The following is a 17,427-nucleotide window of genomic DNA, read 5'->3' as shown; positions in this document are numbered from 1 at the left end:
ACAAAAAAAGCCACTTGGAAAAGTGGCTTTTGTCTTTCTGTGGTGTGAATTACATCTTTATCGGTAATTCTACAACGGTGTTTTCCCATCCTACCATTAGGTGAGCACCGCCTTCAACTTCTTTGAACATGATTGAAAGTGCTTCAATGGGCTCATCCGGAGAACTTATTACGCTGGTCTTAACTCTGGCTACGAACTGATTTTCTTTGGTGGTGTAGTTTCCCCAAGTGTTCAGTTTAGAGCTCAAAATAAACTCCCATTCCTTTTCTCCAGGAACAGCAAATAAGGCATACGTACCAGCGGCAATGTCGACACCTCCGAAGTTCACGCTTTGGTAAAAGGTGATTTCAGGTGCCTCATTAGCGCCAAGACGCCATACTTGGCCATAAGGTGCGGCCTTTTCTCCCAACATTTTTCTACCCTTCAACTGAGGTCTGCTGTAGTATAATTTGATTTTTAAGTCCCTTACCGGTCTGCCCATTAACTCGTCTAGAGGTTGCTGATCTGGGAAGTAAGCGGCATCTAAAGGACTAGCATCTAATCCGGGAAAGCTTTGTGCTTGCGCAAGGATGGCGAAAAAAGTAAGCGCCAATGTGAATAATGTTCTTTTCATGGTTTTGTTAATGGTTAAACCACCAAGTCAAACCGCTACACGCTGGGTTTGGTTCAGTTTACTGATAGAAAAAAATATAAGAAATGATAATGGCCGCAATGATGCCAACGCCATCTGCGATCAAACCTGCAGTCGCGGCATAGCGTATGTTTTTGATCTTGACGGAGCCAAAATAGACGGCAAGCACGTAAAATGTGGTTTCTGTTGATCCCTGAAGAACGGAAGCAACACGGGCAGGGAAGGAGTCAACTCCAAAGGTGGTATAGGTTTCTAGCATAGCGGCCCTTGCACCGGAACCACTTAGGGGTTTCATCCAAGCAACAGGTAAGGCATCGACGAACGAGGTATTAAAGCCGAGCGCTCCAAATAGCAGACGGAAGAGGTCGTTGATGTAGTCTAGGGCGCCGGATGCTCTAAAAACACCGATGGCCACCAAGATGGCGACAAGGTATGGGATGATCTTGATGGCGACATTAAAGCCATCTTTACCACCTTCTATCATGGCATCGTAGACGTTGACTTTATTCTTAACGGCGAGCAATATAAACCCCATGATAATGGTCAGCAGGATCATGGCGGATGCAACATTTGAAATGACCTCAACCTGTTCTTGTGAAATGGTCTGGAAATACCAAAGTGCCGTCAAAATGAGTAAGGTAAGACTACCCAAATAAGCCAAGACCACTTTGTTCAGCAAGTTGATCTTTTGAAAAAGCGCTACTGTGATAAGCCCTGCAAGTGTTGAAAAATAGGTAGCCAGCAAAATCGGGATAAAGATATCTGCCGGGTTAGCCGCCCCTTCAGTAGCCCTGTAGGCCATAATGGAAACGGGAATCAGCGTCAGACCAGAGGTATTCAGCACCAAAAACATGATCTGCGCATTGGAGGCCGTCTTTTTTTCCGGGTTCAACTCCTGTAGCCCTTCCATGGTTTTCAGCCCAAGAGGAGTGGCGGCATTGTCGAGGCCTAAAAAATTCATTGAGAAATTCATCAACATCGGACCAAAAACGGGGTGATTCTTTGGAATATCAGGGAAGATCTTGGTGAAGAGTGGGGAGATGCCTTTCGCAATAAGGGCAACAACGCCTCCCTTTTCACCAACGCGCATAATGCCCATCCACAAGGTGAGTGCACCCGTTAGACCCAAGGAGATCTCAAAGCCTGTTTTGGCCATGGCAAAAGTGCTTTCCATGATGGCCGGGAACACCCCTGTGTCTCCAAAGAAAACAAGTTTGACCAGTGCCACGACAAAGGCAATGATGAAGAAACCGATCCAGATGTAGTTTAATGCCATTTAATCATGATGTTCTAATCGCAAAATATATTCATGAGATGAACAGCCGCGATGCCCGCCGTTTCTGTTCGTAATCTAGTACTTCCTAAGGAAACTTTCTTATACCCACTTTGCTCTGCTTGTTTTACTTCCTCTTCTGAAAAATCACCCTCAGGTCCAATGAGGATCAAATGGGATTGATGGGAAACAAGCACATCTTTGAAAAAGGTAGTGTTCTGAAAATCAACGTAGGCGATGCATTGGTTCTCGGCTTCTTGTTCCGTCAAAAATGTCGCGAACTTTGTGAGCTCATTGATTTTTGGTAAATGCAGGTTGCCCGACTGTTTCATGGCACTGATCGCCTTTTTCTTCAAGCGATCCGTTTTTAAAACGCGCCGTTCTGAGTTCTGGCAAAGTAGAAAGCTCAATTCATCCACTCCGAACTCCACCGATTTCTCCACAAACCACTCGATGCGGTCGAGGTTCTTAGTAGGGGCGATAGCCAAATGCTTAAGGGTAGCTGATTTTTCGAAAAAATCCTGCTCAACTACTTTGACGGTTGTCAGCTTTGGACTCACAGAGATTACTTCACAACGATACAGACTCCCTTTTCCATCGGTGACTTCGATCATCTCGCCATTTTTGATTCGTAATACCTTGGCGAGGTGCTGAGATTCAGATGCATCCAGCGCTGTGGATTCCTTATGAAAGTCTTCTTGATAAAACAATGCCATCTCTTCGCTAAAATAAGAATTGATTCTGCTAAAAAGCTATCTTCGTTGAAATGAACCAACTAGAAAAGACTATTTACCCTTATTACAATTGGATACAGTTGCTGTTCAATTTGTTGTTTATCGGGTTTTGGTACTTTTCGAACGATGGTCTCGCGTTTTGGGATGATTTCACCTACCTCAATTTCGCTAATCAGGTGAACTACGACCTATTCGAGGTCACTAGAAACCACTTTACGAGTCGCGTTGGCCTGATTTACCCTGTTGCTTGGATCATACGGTGGACAGGGATCAATGCACTCACCATTACGATCGTTCCTTTGCTAACGGCCTTGTTTTCACTTAATCTGCTGATGTGGTATGGTAAACGTGCGGCGCTTTTAGTCGGTGTTCTAGGGGGGCTGTTTTTGATCTGCGATTATCACTTTCTACATTTTGCTACCCACCTTTTTCCGGAGTTACCTGTTGCCTTTTGCACGCTCTTAGCACTCATGAGTTACGACCTCATGAACAGGAAAGAAGGGGACCATCGTTTTTTAGCCCTTTTGACTGCCTTGTCGTTGTTTGCAGCATTTTTGATCAAGACAACCGTCTTTCTGCTGATTCCACTTTTTCTGTATCTCTTCTTTAATGATAGATTACGAAGGAGAAGAAATGGTTCTTATTGGACCATAACCATTAGCTGTTTATTCTTCTTCCTAGTACTGAATTTGTTGCATTATTATGAAACAACTGGAGATGCATTTTTTAGACTTAACAACATATCCAGTAACCATGAAGCTACAGTAAAGACATTCTTCGATAAACCGTGGCAAGACACCCTAAAAAGATTGACCTACCTTCCATTTTTGGGATTTTTACGGGGTGGTTTTTTCATTCCTTTTTTGTTGGCTTTACCCGCTATGCTAACCATTAAAAAAAGAGACTGGCGCTTAGATGATCCCTCAAAACTGTGGGCCGTTTCGGCATTGCTAATTTTGACATCCTGGTGGTTCATGAGTACGAATTGGAAATACTATAGTCCAATGCCAGTAGACACTCGACACATTACCTTGCTTATTCCCTTGTTCATCCTGGCAGGACTTTACTGGTGGCAACAAACCACTTTGTTCCAAGGACTAGTCAATAAAAAATGGCCACTATTTTTATTCACCCTCCTTTTTGCCATACCACTTTTCAAACTGTCGAAAGCAAATGACCGTCATTTTGACTCACTCGAATTGATCTTCCAAGAACAACTGGTGGCCCTGAACCCAACGGAACGGCATACGGTTTTTACAGACGGATTGATAAGTTACGGTTATCCATACTTTTATGACTTTAAGCGATCGAACCTAAGCTATGCCTGGTGGTTTGAGGCAGACTTGTCTCAAGCAAAGGTGGGAGATTATCTTTTGATCAATCCTGCTTTTCTGAATAACAGGTATCAAGACGTTGAACACATTGAAAAGCTGAAGTCCTTCATTAGTCGATCGGGCTGGTCTCTGAATTGTCAAGCAGAGGGCCAGGTGCAGTTGTGTAGAATTACACCATAAAAAAAACCACACGCTCAGGTGTGGCTTAGAAGTTCTCTTTCAATCAGGATGATCAGCCCAACTTTCTCAATTGCTCTTCTCCGGCTTTCATAATGGCATATTCCTTCCATTGGGCATACTCAGCGGCATCTAATACTTGTTCTGCAGCTCCCAATTGTGGTGGCGCAAAGGTAAAATCAGATTCCCACCATAGCCTGGCGTGTTCTCTGGCTTCTTCCTTATTGACTTCAAACTGATTGACTTGACCATCACCGATCAGCCAAGGCTGTTCTTTCGTAGCGTACTTTTGAAAGATCATGGTACGCATTTTCGTACCCATCTCGTCCTTTTTCTCAAAATGCGCCTTGGAGTAGGCGAGCGTTTCCGGTTCAATCATCTTATTGTCCCAAAAACGTTTAGACTTAATGATCTGAGCTGAAGTGAGCAAATAGCCTTCTCCAAATTCTAATCGTGAACCTTCAAGGTCACACGCTTTGACCGGTTTCTTTTTCTTTTTACCGAAACTAAATAATCCCATGCTGTTGTATTTTGAGTTAACCTATTGCAATATGCTAAAAACCTACGAAAAAGAGTTCAAAACATAGACCCCTAAACTGAACGAAAGTTGCATTGGAAAGATGCATTAATTCGCTAAACGGTCGACCAGTGCGATATACTGTTCCATTGCCTGATCTTTTGATGTCCCTTTTAGCTTTTCCCAGGCATTATATTTCGCCGCTGCTTTAAAGTCAAAACCACCCGGCCTTTCAGTTGTGTTGTCGCCTTCTGTTGCCTGCTTATACAGCGCATAAAGTGTCAAAAGGTCTTCATTGCTAGGTCTTTCCGAAAGACCATTTACATCTGCAGAAGCTTTTTTAAATTGTTCTTCTAATGTCATCGGTTTACTTTTAAAGATTGATGTGTGCGAATCTAATCCATTTCAGTAGAATTACATGTTAAGAAAACTTAAAAACACCCTGATTTTACTGATGCTTGTGCCATTTTCCTTAATCGGTCAAGACTATGACACATGGTTTCAGGGTGGATTAACTGCAAAAGTGGTCAGTGCACGCATGACCATAACGAGTGATTTGGTCGCCACATCTGATATGGAAGCTGAGATAGGCTATCAATTTGGTGGCTTTTTTCGTATCAATGTCGACAACATTTATGTAGAGCCTCAACTCTTATTTTCAACAATCAAGACGCAATTGGTTTTTAAAGATTTTGGTCAGGTTTCGGGCTTTGATCCTGTGGCCAGTTTTGAATTCAATACCTTGGAATTGCCGATAGATATTGGCATGCGCTTTGGTCAACTGAGAATCAATACTGGGCCGAGCTTTAGCTTTTTGATCTCTGGCCAAAGAGCCTTTCTCAATCAGGTAGAAAAAGTCACTGAAGAATACAATAGCCTCAATATGCTATGGCACTTCGGTCTAGGGCGTGTTTTTGATCCTATCTCATTGGACCTGAGGTACGAATTTGGTTTGAGCAAAACAGGTGAGAGTTTAAGTAACCTAATTGGAACGGAATTTATTCCCAGACAGCGGCAATGAGTCATAGCTGTCGGGCTTAATTTAATTCGGGAATAGCGTTTGCCGTCACTATAAGCTATAATCCAAAACCTATGCCGATGCCAATAGAGAAAGAATCGAAAGCGTCGATGCGATGGTCATAAGAAAGAATAGGGGAGAATGTGAGCGTTTTACCTATATGTGCCATGTATTCAAGGCCCATTCTCACCACCGGAATGTTGCGTTCCGTTTCCAACTCTATGCCGGGTCCTGCAAAAAGAATTAATTCAGGTGTAACACTGTAGAGCAGATCAGCAGTTAATAAGATGGGAAACTCTCTTTTGAGGTAAGTACTTTTGTTCTCTTTTACTTCATAGACAAGTAGTTCAAGGTCATTATGCAGGCCTATTCCCACTCGTTTGTTAAGGAAGTATTCAATATCAAACCCGATGGAAGGAATGGCGACAGTTGATTTTCCATCAACCGTACTTTCGGGCAGGAAGGTGTGCGAGATCACCAAAGTGAAATGCAGTCCGTCAAGTGATTTCCCGCTTGTTTCTTGATGATGATCTTGTCCAATCAGCTGCGCACTGATAAAAAAAGTCAGAATAAGGACAACAGTTTTCATAGTCGACAATAACACTTCAGGTCAAATTGATGGAACAAGATTAAGCTGAAGAAATTCGCCGTGATGTAACTTTTGTCACTCAAAAAGAGGCTAAACCGATATGAAGTCTTAAAATCATGAAAAAAGCCACCGCTAGGGTGGCTTTCCAATGAAATGCTAGGTTATTAACGATTACTTTTTAAACTGGTCAGAAACCACAAGTTCTTTGGAGCCATGCGACCAACTATAGAACCCTTCGCCCGATTTAACACCCAGATAACCTGCGGTCACCATATTGACGAGTAAAGGACAAGGGGCATATTTTGGATTACCAAAGCCATCATAAAGCACATTCATGATGGAGAGACAGACATCGAGCCCAATAAAATCGGCAAGCTGCAATGGTCCCATAGGATGTGCCATTCCCAATTTCATGACGGTGTCGATCTCTTCAACTCCTGCAACTCCCTCAAAGAGTGAGATGATGGCTTCGTTGATCATTGGCATTAAGATGCGATTGGAAATAAAGCCAGGATAATCATTCACTTCGACAGGCACTTTTCCCAATTGCTTAGAAGTTTCCATGATCAAGTTGGTTACATCATCGGAGGTGGCATAACCTCGGATTACCTCAACTAGCTTCATCACGGGTACTGGGTTCATGAAATGCATGCCAATGACTTGATTGGCTCTTTTCGTAGCAGCACCGATCTTTGTGATTGGGATAGAGGAGGTGTTTGAAGAAAGAATACACGTGGGTTTCGTAAATGTGTCCAGGTCGGCAAAGATCTTCAACTTAATGTCAATGTTTTCGGTTGCTGCTTCGACGACCAGGTCGACGGAAGAAACACCCGTCTTCATATCTGTGAAAGTCGTAATGTTGCTGAGCGTTGAGCTTTTGGTGGCTTCATTGATCTTTTCTTTCACCAACATCCTGTCTAAGTTCTTTTCGATTGTTTTCATCGCGCGGTCGAGAGTATCTTGGGAGATGTCTACCAAATTCACTTTAAATCCACTTTGGGCGAAAACATGTGCAATACCATTACCCATGGTACCTGATCCGATCACGGCAACTTGCTTTATCATTTCTCTTCAGTTTATAGTTCTACGTTCTCAACAAAGATAATTAGCTTGAAATTGTTTGCGTCCAATTCTACATATTTCAGCTCAAATACTTGAATTTTACATGAGAGACATGGTTTTTCGATATCAGTTTCTCGAAAGACGTAAAGGTTCTTTTTCTTTAAGGGTAAACAATTGACCACAGGATAACATGGTAAAGCTAGAAGTATGTGCTGGAAATATGGAAAGTGCCATAAATGCGCAGAATGCCGGCGCGGATAGGATAGAGCTGTGTACCGAGTTGTCTGTTGGTGGCTTAACGCCAAGTTATGGCATGATCAAACTGGCCAGAGAGTTGGTCAATATTCCAATTTATGTGCTCATAAGGCCACGCTCTGGTGACTTTAATTACAATCTCCTAGAGCTTGAGCAAATGAAGGAAGATATCATGTTTTGTGCTCAGGAACGGATCGATGGTGTTGTGATTGGTGCGTTAACGAGTGAAAGAACTGTAAACGAACGCATGGTGGCTGAGCTGATGGAGGCGGCCAATTATATGGATGTAACCTTCCATCGAGCCTTTGACGCAGTCACGAATCCTTTTGAAGCACTCGACGCATTGAAGGAATTGGGTGTGCAACGGGTCCTTACTTCAGGAGGTATTGGAAAGGCGATGGATCATGTAGAATTACTGAGCGAATTGATCGAAGAAGCAGGAGATGAAATGCTCATCATGCCTGGTGGTGGAATCCGACCGGAAACAGTTACTGATTTTCTACGTCTTGGTATTCAGGAGGTCCACAGTTCTTGTCTTAAAGAGGATCAGTCATGCCCAGACCTGGAACAGATTCGTCTAATGAAAAGGACCATTGCGTTATTTGAGGATGAGGTCAAGGACAATTGGTAGGTGATCACTAAAGCCACCTAAGTACGCTGGTCCCTGATAGGTTCTGAAAGGCCGATTATTACCCAAGGCGCCTTCTGTCAGAAGGAAGTCAGCATTGAAGATCTTGACCGAAGCCTCGTTGATGAAGGTAGGTTCCGTGCGGTTTAGCAAAGTTTTGGACACCACGAATTGGTCAATCATCGTCCATTCGTTCGCAAAGCTGTGCGTACCATATTGATACATAGCTTCTTCAAGTAAATTCACGTAATCACCATCTTTGGTAAGGAAAAGCATACTTTCGGACCTTGGTGTATCATTAAAGTCACCCATTGCAATGATCTTGGCTTTTTCATGAATCTGACCAAGTGAATCCATTTTCAGCTTGAGTTGTTGAGCAGCAATTTGTCTTTTTTCGGCGGTTTCGAATTCACCCCCATATTTTGACGGCCAATGATTCATAAATACATGCAAGGTGTCTCCATTGGATACAATGCCTTTCGCATAGAGTATTTCCCGTGTGCTAAACGTGGTGTCTTGCGGATGTTCAACTCCAATGAATTGATAGTCGATCAATTGGAATTTCTCCGGTCGATAGAGTAGGGCGACATCAATCCCTCTCGCATCCGGTGAATCCTTATGAATGATCTCATAACCAACAGATTTGAGTACTGTAAATCGTGTCAGCGTTTGAAGGACATAGCGATTTTCAATTTCACAAAGGCCAACCACAGCCGGTGCTTCCCATCCACCAATGGCCATGATCACTTGGGCGATCTGATGGGTTTTCTTTTGGTACTTGGTTTTGTTCCAATAGCGGCCTTTATGGGGGAGAAATTCATCGTCCTGTGTCACGCTGTCGTCGTAGTAGTCAAAGAGATTCTCCACGTTGTAACTGACCATGCGAAGCGCTTGCTTGCCCCTTGCTTGATCGATATACCCCGCACTCGCCAGAAAGGGTGAAGACTGTCCTCGGACGTGACTTGTAATAAAAACAAGCGCTACACTGAATACTAAACGTTTCAGAATAATGAGCGCAAATGCTGTGCGTGCCATTTTTTTGTGTGTTCTTTGCATCAAAATACTAAGATTTCAAGAAAATGATAGCGATCGGTAAGAGACAACTTTTAAGGGTGAAACGGGAAGTCGATTTTGGACTTTACCTCCATCAGGGAGAAGAAGAAGTACTTTTGCCGCAGAAATACATTCCAGAAGGCACTCAGATCGGGGATGAATTAGAGGTTTTCGTTTACAAAGATCATTTGAACAGACCCGTTGCTGTAACGAAGATGCCGGTAGGAGAATTGGGCGATATTGTGGGGGTTGAAGTCACACATACGACGGATTTTGGGGCGTTTGTCAGTATTGGATTAGAAAAAGATGTACTGGTCCCCAATAAAGAACAAAGTAAGCCCATGCAAGTGGGTAGACGCTATGCGGTAAAGCTTGTGATGGATCACATGACAGAGCGCATCATTGGTTCGACCAAACTCGGGGCATTTCTTTCGCAGGAGGAGCCACCTTACGCACCAGGAGATGAAGTAGATTTACTCATTTGGCATCCGACAGAGTTGGGATTCAAAGCCATTATCGATCAGGAATATTTAGGCTTGCTTTATGCCAATGAGGTGTATGAACCGCTTTTTGCCGGTGATACGCGAAAGGGCTATATCAAACAGGTAAGACCGGATGGTAAAATTGATATAACGCTCAATAAAATGGGCTATCAAGCAGTTATTGATTCTACGGACCTTGTCTTGAATGCGATCAAAGACGCAGGTGGTGTATTGCCTATTGGCGATAAGAGCAGTCCTGAGGAAATCAAGGAACACTTCAATATGAGTAAGAAGAATTTCAAGAAAATACTGGGAGGACTCTATAAGGCAGGAGAGATTGAGATCAACGATTTCCAAATAGCCCTAAAAAGCGGAAGGTCGGCCTGAGGAATAGCCAACCTTCACCTAAACTACCTATAAAACTAAAACTAACCTAAGCTAACATTATGATCATTGACTGCATCGATGTAAATCGATTGCAATGTCAAGGAAGCTAACGTTTCGCTAGATCTGAATCGATACTTTAATTTAGGTCAAATTTCGGAATAAGGAAATTTTATTCTAGTTAATTGAATTTTGAACGAACATTGTTCTAAAAGTAAGGGTTAATGACTTATTTAATGGATTTTGGCCCAGCCAATCACCTGATCGTCACTTCATTGGCGATGCCAAGAGAGGTAAATCGAATGTATAATTTTCGAGGGTTTTCAACAGGCATGTCACAATTGTCCGCCGCATCTATGTAGTAAATGTAATAGGTTTGGCTTCTCTTGTATAGCTCTTGCTCTTCTGGTGGCCCGAGCACTTTCAGCACATCTTTTTGATATAGTCCGAGCAAGCCTTTTTTATTCTTGTTCAGCTCTTCGATCAGCGATGGGCGCTGGACGAGGCAACCTTTGGGGTCTTTTTTCCAGACTTCAGTGTCGAAAGAGCCTACATCCACTTTTTTCAAACATCCGGAGAGAAAGAGAATAATGAAAACCAAATACGTTAGATTTCTCATGTTGTTGAAGGAGTCACCCTTTTTTCTGTTGACCTGTATAACCATAAAATCGAGAAAAGGATATAAGAAATACTGCCCGATATAACAACAACTGAAAGTTCATTAAAGCCAATGGTCAGGTATAGGGTAAGTCCTACGAGTGCAATCTGCCGTAAGGCTTCACCCAGCATAGCCCAAGCACGCTGTTCAAAAAGCGCTCCAAAACAGACGGTAGAATAAATGATCAGGGCAGCAACACGGACTTTATCGGTCAGATGCTCGTCGAAAAAAGAGATGTTGAACAAGAAGAAGGCAGTTCCCACCAACAAGATCAAGTATTGAAAAATGATGTAGCCATTCAAGAGACGACTGCCATGTGCATTGTACTTGGTGTATTGATTCGGGTCTACATCAAAAGGAGCACGATATCCTCCCAAATATTCAGGTAGCCATCCGGGTTTTTGAAATAAATAAGTGAACCTGTCTTTCCACTTGGGTATGGTCGAGATCTCTCTGGCCATGTCGGCATAATGCGCCATGTTTGCCCATACTGGATTCCAGCTATTCAGATTTTTGGTGATGCCATACGTTGGTTTTTCCTCTTCTTCCTTAAAGGTGCCAAACATTTTATCCCAGATGATGAAAGTGCCTGCATGGTTTTTATCGATGTATTTTGGGTTCCTGGCATGATGCACTCGATGATGAGACGGGGTATTGAAGAACCATTCAAACCATTTTGGTAAACGATCTATGGATTCAGTGTGGATCCAAAACTGATACAAAAGATTAAAACCTGATACTGAGACCAAAACGAGTGGGTCAAAACCAAAGAGTGCCATTGGAATGTAGAAGAAGAACGTCCAGATGGTCTGTGTAGAACTTTGTCTCAACGCCACGGATAGGTTGTATTCTTCACTTTGGTGATGAACGCTGTGTCCACCCCAGAAGAGATTGACCTCATGGCTCATGCGATGTGCCCAATAGTAGCAGAAGTCGTAGGCAAAAAAGGCAATGATCCAGGTAGCTACACTGTTTTCTACTGTCATGAAGCGGTATTGCTCGAAGATCAGTGTGTATAGCCCGATGGTGAGTACTTTGAGAAAAGCACCAGTTACTTGTGATGTAACACCACAGTTGATGTTGGTAACGGCATCATTCAGCCGATACGACTTTTTCTTTTTAATCGCATGCACGATCAATTCAATGCCGATCAGCAAAAAATAGACGGGGATAGCAATTACAGTTGGGTTCAGATTCACAAGTCAATTATTCTTGCACAAGTTAAACGGTGAAGAAAAAAGGAACAAACGAATTCATAAAGGGTTCTAAAAATTTCAAAACATAAAGTGATACAGGAGGCAATTTGTATCTTCGCCCCAAGAATTGAGCATATGGAGAAGTTTATAGGATTCTTTCGCAGTGTAAGTTATTTGTTCTTTCTGGCAGCATTGTTATGGTCGTATGCCTACATGGTAGGTCAGGTGGATTATGGTCTGGGACTTGAAGGTGAGGCCCCAATGATCGATCGCAATGTTTATTTCTTTTCTGCGATAGTCATTTTCTTATTTGTTAACCTGAGCATTACCTGGTTTCTCAAAAGCTTGAAAAAGATCAAGACGTCAGAAGAAGGAAAAGGACTACGAAATTACAGCCTCAAGCAGGACCTTTTGGTTTGGTTCAAAGGGTTTGGTGGCTTGGTGAACTTGGCGCTTTCGCTCATGATGTTCTTTGTTGGGTTGATGAACCTCTCTGAAAGCCGAGACGCTTTTACACTCAATTTCTATGTCTACCTTGGGCCGATGCTCTTGTTGGCGTGGTTCGTTTATTTAGCGGTACTTTTAACAAAAAAATAGAGCACCTCAATACTAATTTCCTCATTTACAGAGGCCTTTTTAAAACTTTCAGAAAAGGCAACCGATCTAAGTGATTTTTTAGATTAATAATTCTAAATTCCGCATTGATAGGGACACACGTGTCCGTTATTTTCTCGAACTAGAAATGTTGACATACTGAATGGCAAATCAGGAAGCGAACTACACCGAAGATAGCATTCGGTCTCTCGATTGGAAAGAGCACATAAGATTAAGACCCGGGATGTATATCGGTAAACTGGGCGACGGATCAGCTCAAGATGATGGGATTTATGTGTTGGTAAAAGAAGTGATCGATAACAGTATCGATGAGCACATGATGGGCTACGGCAAAACTATCGACGTACGAGTTTCAGAGCATAAAGTAGTTGTTCGTGATTACGGAAGAGGTATTCCGCTTGGTAAAGTGGTCGATTGTGTTTCCAAGATCAATACGGGTGGTAAATATGATTCTGGTGCCTTTCAGAAATCTGTTGGGTTGAATGGGGTGGGGACGAAGGCGGTTAATGCACTCTCTACCTATTTCAAAGTGCAGTCCTATCGAGATGGAAAAACGAAGCTGGCAGAATTCTCAAAAGGGGAGATCACGAACGATGCGAAGGAAACCACTGTAAGCGGGAGAAACGGCACCTTGATCGAATTTCGTCCTGACGAAACGGTCTTCAAGAACTATCATTTCATTCCACAATACTTAGACGATCTCATCTGGAATTATTGCTTTCTGAATGCCGGACTTACCATCAACTTCAATGGTGAAAAGTACCACTCTGAGAAGGGTTTGTACGACTTGTTGTCAAGAAAATCGGACGTAGATCAATTGCGTTATCCCATTATTCATCTGAAGGGTGAAGATATCGAAATTGCCATGTCTCACACCAATCAATATGGAGAAGATTACTATTCCTTTGTGAATGGGCAATACACTACCCAAGGCGGAACCCACCAAGCGGCCCTGCGTGAAGCGTTGGTGAAAACCATAAGAGAGTTTTACAATAAGAACTTTGAGGCCTCCGATGTACGTGCATCAATCGTTGGGGCAATAGCGGTGCGGGTGCAAGAACCTGTATTTGAATCTCAAACAAAAACAAAATTAGGTTCACAAAATGTAGCTCCTGATGGTCCTACGATGAGAACCTTCGTCAATGATTTTGTGAAGAAATCGTTGGACGACTTCCTCCACAAAAACCCTGATACGGCCGAAAAATTACTCAAACGTATCTTACAGTCAGAACGGGAGAGAAAAGAAATAGCAGGCATTAAAAAACTGGCCAATGAGCGAGCGAAGAAAGCCAATCTTCACAATAAAAAGCTGAGAGATTGCCGCATCCATCTGGATGATAAAAAAGGGGATGAGGATCAGAAAAATGCCACCACCTTGTTCATTACTGAGGGAGATAGTGCTTCTGGCTCCATCACAAAGTCCCGAAACGTACAGACGCAAGCGGTCTTCAGTTTGAGGGGAAAGCCATTGAACTGTTTCGGATATACGAAAAAGGTGGTTTATGAGAATGAGGAATTCAACCTGCTGCAGCATGCCTTGAATATAGAGGATGGGCTGGAGGGCTTGCGCTATGATAAGATCGTTATCGCTACTGATGCCGATGTAGATGGAATGCACATTCGGTTGCTCTTGCTTACTTATTTTCTCCAATTTTTCCCTGATTTGGTGAGAAGGGGACACGTCTACATTTTGGAGACTCCACTTTTTAGGGTTAGAAATAAGAAGGAAACCATTTACTGTTACAGCGATGAAGAGCGGCAGCGGGCCATTGCGAAGCTCGGTAACAAACCGGAGATCACACGATTCAAAGGATTAGGCGAGATCTCACCCGATGAGTTCAAAGGCTTCATTGGACCTGATATGAGGTTAGAGCCGATCATCTTGAAGAAAGACACGAGTATCAAAGACCTATTGACCTTCTATATGGGTAAAAACACACCCGATAGGCAGACTTTCATTATTGATAATTTGAAAATTGAAAAAGACCTAGCCGAAGAGTTAGCGCTAGAAAAAGCATCTTAAAGAAGCCATTTTAAGCATGAGTGACGAATTGTCGAATAGTAACGAAGAGCAAGAAGATAGAGCGATGCAAGAAGCCATACCGGTTTCTGGCATGTATGAGAATTGGTTCCTTGATTATGCCTCCTATGTCATATTAGAACGAGCGGTTCCTGCCATTGAAGACGGGTTAAAACCTGTGCAAAGAAGAATACTGCACTCCATGAAAGAAATGGATGATGGCAGGTTCAACAAGGTGGCTAACGTGATCGGTCAGACCATGCAATACCATCCACATGGTGATGCGGCCATAGGCGACGCCATGGTAAATATGGGTCAAAAAGACCTTCTCATTGAAACCCAGGGGAACTGGGGAGACATTAGAACAGGAGATAGCGCGGCAGCACCTCGATACATTGAGGCACGTTTATCTAAGTTTGCTCTGGATGTTGTCTTCAATCCGCAAACCACTGAATGGCAACTCTCTTACGATGGTCGGAAAAAAGAACCGGTTACGCTACCGGTGAAGTTTCCATTGTTGTTAGCTCAAGGGGTGGAAGGGATCGCAGTAGGCTTGTCTACCAAGATCATGCCTCACAATTTCATCGAGCTGATCGAAGCTTCGATCAAGGTATTGAAAGGTAAAAATCCAAAAATCTATCCGGACTTTCCAACAGGGGGGATGGCAGATTTCTCTGAGTACAATGAAGGGAAAAGAGGAGGTAAGATTAAGGTCAGGGCACGAATAGAGGAATTCGATAAGAAAACCTTGGTCATCAAAGACATTCCATTCAATACGACCACAACAGGCTTGATCGAGTCCATTATCAAAGCCAACGATAAAGGGAAAATCAAGGTAAAAAAGGTGGTAGATAATACGGCAGAACATGTCGAGATCCTGGTTGAACTGGCTTCGGGTCAGTCACCTAATATCACCATTGATGCCTTGTATGCATTCACCGATTGTGAAGTCAGTATTTCGCCCAATGCTTGTGTGATCATAGACGATAAGCCACATTTCATTACGGTCAATGACATTCTAAAAGTTTGTACGGAACAGACCGTGGAACTGCTAAAGCGGGAGTTAGAGATCAAAAAAGGAGAATTACTTGAACGATTACTCTTTTCTTCCCTTGAAAAAATATTCATTGAAAACCGCATTTACCGTGACATCGAAGAATGTGAAACATGGGAAGCGGTCTTGGAAACAATCGACAGAGGCTTAGACCCATTCAAGAAGGAATTCTATCGTGAGATCACGACAGATGACATCGTGCGATTGACCGAGATCAAGATCAAGAGAATTTCCAAGTTCGATAAATTCAAGGCAGATGAGCTGATGCGCCGACTGCAAGAGGAGTTGGAGCAGGTAGAGCATCACCTTGCCAATTTGATCGAATATGCCATCTCTTACTACCAGAACCTATTGGATAAATACGGTAAAGGAAGAGAACGCAAAACAGAGATCAGGTCGTTTGAAGACATCAAAGCAACCGTTGTTGCAGCTAATAATGCCAAGCTATATGTAAACCGAAAAGATGGATTCATCGGTTATGGTTTGCGGAAGGATGAATTCGTTTGTGAATGTTCCGATATCGACGACATCATTGTGTTTCGCAAGGATGGTAATTTTCAAGTCGTCAGAATCAGCGATAAAGTGTTTGTCGGCAAAGACATTATTTACGCCGGCGTATTCAAGAAGAACGACGAGCGCATGGTGTATAACCTGATGTACCTCGACGGGAAATCAGGTCGCACCATGGTCAAGCGTTTTCAAGTGCTCGCAGTCACAAGAGACAAGGAATACGACCTCACCAAAGGAGAAAGAGGGTCGAGGGTTCTTTATTTCACGGCCAATCCGAATGGAGAGGCAGAGCTGGTGACGGTTTATCTGACTTCAGGTGCAAAAGCACGCATCAAAGTGTTCGATTTCAATTTTGCAGATGTAGACATCAAAGGGAGAGGAGCAGGCGGTAATATTGTAACCAAATACCCTGTCCGTAAGGTACAATTGAAAATGGAAGGGAAATCGACTTTGGGTGGACTCGACATGTGGTATGATGACAGTGTCGGACGACTGAACAGAGATGAACGCGGGAGGTTATTGGGTAATTTTCAAGCCGACGACAAAGTACTTGTGGTCTATAATACTGGGGAATATGAGCTGACCAGTTTTGAGCTGACCAATCGCTACGATCCGAATAAGATCATGCTTTTGGAGAAATTCGAAAAGGACCTATCGATCGGAGCCATTCACTACGACGGCGAATCAGCAACTTACTACGTGAAGAGATTTCAGATCGAAACGACAACCCTCGATAAGAAATTCTTATTCATTAATGAAGCGAAAGGGTCCAAGCTCATTGATGTAATCCAATCGGATACGGCACAAATTGAGGTGACGTATTCCATCAAGGGCAAAAAGGAAAGACAAAAGTCAATGTTCGATTTAGACATGATCATTGACATCAAAGGATGGAAAGCCACAGGCAACAAACTGTCGCCGCATAAAGTCCATAAAGCCGTTTTCCTAATTGATGAGGAGAAAACGCCAAAGATCAAGTCTCAAGAGATCACAAAACCAACCGGAGATCAAACAGAAGCAGAGGATACAAATCAAGCGTCGGATGAAGAGATTAAGCTAGCGCCAGAGAAGCAGGAAGAAAAGAAAACAGACCCAGCGAAAGAGGAGAAGCCGGCACCACCTCAAGAACCGAAGAAGGGAAAAGATGGTCAAGGAGGTGCCTATAATGTGGGCGATACCATCGAATTGTTCTAATTGCGTGTTGGATCGATGACTTTTGTTCACAACTAAGTGCTGT

Annotated in this window: 17 protein-coding genes; 7 read left to right on the top strand and 10 right to left on the bottom strand. The window is 43.0% G+C overall.

Translation table 11 applies throughout. The annotated features are described in order from the left end of the window. Window positions 1-49: 49 nt before the first annotated feature. From AC2D6U_RS05630 to AC2D6U_RS05620, 3 genes are read right to left on the bottom strand one after another with little or no spacing between them, the layout of a single operon-like run. On the bottom strand, window positions 50-613 hold the full coding sequence (locus AC2D6U_RS05630) for a DUF2911 domain-containing protein (protein WP_484719970.1): 564 nt from the start codon (window positions 611-613) through the stop codon (window positions 50-52). Window positions 614-671: 58 nt separating this feature from the next. Beyond that, window positions 672-1,907: a nucleoside recognition domain-containing protein gene (locus AC2D6U_RS05625; RefSeq protein ID WP_484719969.1), complete on the bottom strand. Its 1,236-nt coding sequence runs from the start codon at window positions 1,905-1,907 to the stop codon at window positions 672-674. A gap of 14 nt (window positions 1,908-1,921) precedes the next feature. Further along, complete coding sequence (locus AC2D6U_RS05620; protein WP_484719968.1) at window positions 1,922-2,620, bottom strand: 16S rRNA (uracil(1498)-N(3))-methyltransferase; 699 nt, start codon at window positions 2,618-2,620, stop codon at window positions 1,922-1,924. A 50-nt stretch (window positions 2,621-2,670) separates the two neighbouring features. On the opposite strand from AC2D6U_RS05620, the gene AC2D6U_RS05615 reads away from it, so the two are divergent. Further along, a complete protein-coding gene (locus tag AC2D6U_RS05615) occupies window positions 2,671-4,152 on the top strand; it encodes a hypothetical protein (RefSeq protein WP_484719967.1) in 1,482 nt (493 codons plus the stop codon). A 52-nt stretch (window positions 4,153-4,204) separates the two neighbouring features. On the opposite strand, the gene AC2D6U_RS05610 is transcribed toward AC2D6U_RS05615, so the two are convergent. Beyond that, complete coding sequence (locus AC2D6U_RS05610; protein ID WP_484719966.1) at window positions 4,205-4,669, bottom strand: hypothetical protein; 465 nt, start codon at window positions 4,667-4,669, stop codon at window positions 4,205-4,207. Between the two features lie 105 nt (window positions 4,670-4,774). Then, window positions 4,775-5,029: an acyl-CoA-binding protein gene (locus AC2D6U_RS05605; RefSeq protein ID WP_484719965.1), complete on the bottom strand. Its 255-nt coding sequence runs from the start codon at window positions 5,027-5,029 to the stop codon at window positions 4,775-4,777. 55 nt (window positions 5,030-5,084) lie between these two features. On the opposite strand from AC2D6U_RS05605, the gene AC2D6U_RS05600 reads away from it, so the two are divergent. Then, window positions 5,085-5,687 (top strand): porin family protein, encoded by a 603-nt coding sequence (locus AC2D6U_RS05600; protein WP_484719964.1) that lies wholly within the window; start codon window positions 5,085-5,087, stop codon window positions 5,685-5,687. Between the two features lie 55 nt (window positions 5,688-5,742). Here the strand turns inward: AC2D6U_RS05600 and AC2D6U_RS05595 are convergent, their stop codons facing one another. Both AC2D6U_RS05595 and AC2D6U_RS05590 read right to left on the bottom strand, forming a co-directional pair. After that, a complete protein-coding gene (locus tag AC2D6U_RS05595) occupies window positions 5,743-6,273 on the bottom strand; it encodes a hypothetical protein (protein WP_484719963.1) in 531 nt (176 codons plus the stop codon). A gap of 171 nt (window positions 6,274-6,444) precedes the next feature. Then, window positions 6,445-7,335 carry a 3-hydroxyacyl-CoA dehydrogenase family protein gene (locus AC2D6U_RS05590; RefSeq protein ID WP_484720583.1) on the bottom strand — a complete coding sequence of 297 codons (891 nt, stop codon included), beginning with the start codon at window positions 7,333-7,335 and terminating at the stop codon, window positions 6,445-6,447. Between the two features lie 190 nt (window positions 7,336-7,525). On the opposite strand from AC2D6U_RS05590, the gene AC2D6U_RS05585 reads away from it, so the two are divergent. Continuing rightward, on the top strand, window positions 7,526-8,221 hold the full coding sequence (locus AC2D6U_RS05585) for a copper homeostasis protein CutC (RefSeq protein WP_484719962.1): 696 nt from the start codon (window positions 7,526-7,528) through the stop codon (window positions 8,219-8,221). Here the strand turns inward: AC2D6U_RS05585 and AC2D6U_RS05580 are convergent. Further along, window positions 8,189-9,253 (bottom strand): endonuclease/exonuclease/phosphatase family protein, encoded by a 1,065-nt coding sequence (locus tag AC2D6U_RS05580; RefSeq protein WP_484719961.1) that lies wholly within the window; start codon window positions 9,251-9,253, stop codon window positions 8,189-8,191. The two genes, AC2D6U_RS05585 and AC2D6U_RS05580, sit on opposite strands and share 33 nt — an antisense overlap. Before the next feature lie 44 nt (window positions 9,254-9,297). Between AC2D6U_RS05580 and AC2D6U_RS05575 the strand changes: the two genes are divergently transcribed. After that, complete coding sequence (locus AC2D6U_RS05575) at window positions 9,298-10,140, top strand: CvfB family protein (RefSeq protein ID WP_484719960.1); 843 nt, start codon at window positions 9,298-9,300, stop codon at window positions 10,138-10,140. A 253-nt stretch (window positions 10,141-10,393) separates the two neighbouring features. On the opposite strand, the gene AC2D6U_RS05570 is transcribed toward AC2D6U_RS05575, so the two are convergent. Continuing rightward, complete coding sequence (locus AC2D6U_RS05570; protein ID WP_484719959.1) at window positions 10,394-10,756, bottom strand: hypothetical protein; 363 nt, start codon at window positions 10,754-10,756, stop codon at window positions 10,394-10,396. Then, on the bottom strand, window positions 10,753-11,994 hold the full coding sequence (locus tag AC2D6U_RS05565; RefSeq protein WP_484719958.1) for a sterol desaturase family protein: 1,242 nt from the start codon (window positions 11,992-11,994) through the stop codon (window positions 10,753-10,755). The genes AC2D6U_RS05570 and AC2D6U_RS05565 overlap by 4 nt, the downstream gene beginning before the upstream one ends. A 132-nt stretch (window positions 11,995-12,126) precedes the next feature. Here AC2D6U_RS05565 and AC2D6U_RS05560 point away from each other — a divergent pair, with 132 nt between their 5' ends. The 3 genes from AC2D6U_RS05560 to AC2D6U_RS05550 all read left to right on the top strand — a co-directional run bounded on the left by AC2D6U_RS05560 (window position 12,127) and on the right by AC2D6U_RS05550 (window position 17,384). Further along, window positions 12,127-12,588: a hypothetical protein gene (locus AC2D6U_RS05560; protein WP_484719957.1), complete on the top strand. Its 462-nt coding sequence runs from the start codon at window positions 12,127-12,129 to the stop codon at window positions 12,586-12,588. Between the two features lie 160 nt (window positions 12,589-12,748). Then, window positions 12,749-14,629, top strand: a complete 1,881-nt coding sequence (locus AC2D6U_RS05555; protein WP_484719956.1) for a DNA topoisomerase IV subunit B — start codon at window positions 12,749-12,751, stop codon at window positions 14,627-14,629. A gap of 16 nt (window positions 14,630-14,645) precedes the next feature. Then, entirely contained in the window at window positions 14,646-17,384 is a 2,739-nt protein-coding gene (locus AC2D6U_RS05550; protein WP_484719955.1) for a DNA gyrase/topoisomerase IV subunit A, read from the top strand. Window positions 17,385-17,427 lie beyond the last annotated feature (43 nt).

Source organism: Roseivirga sp. YIW32 (assembly GCF_057219245.1).
Note: the sequence above shows the minus strand (reverse complement) of the source record. Positions and strands in the feature narration are given on the sequence as shown.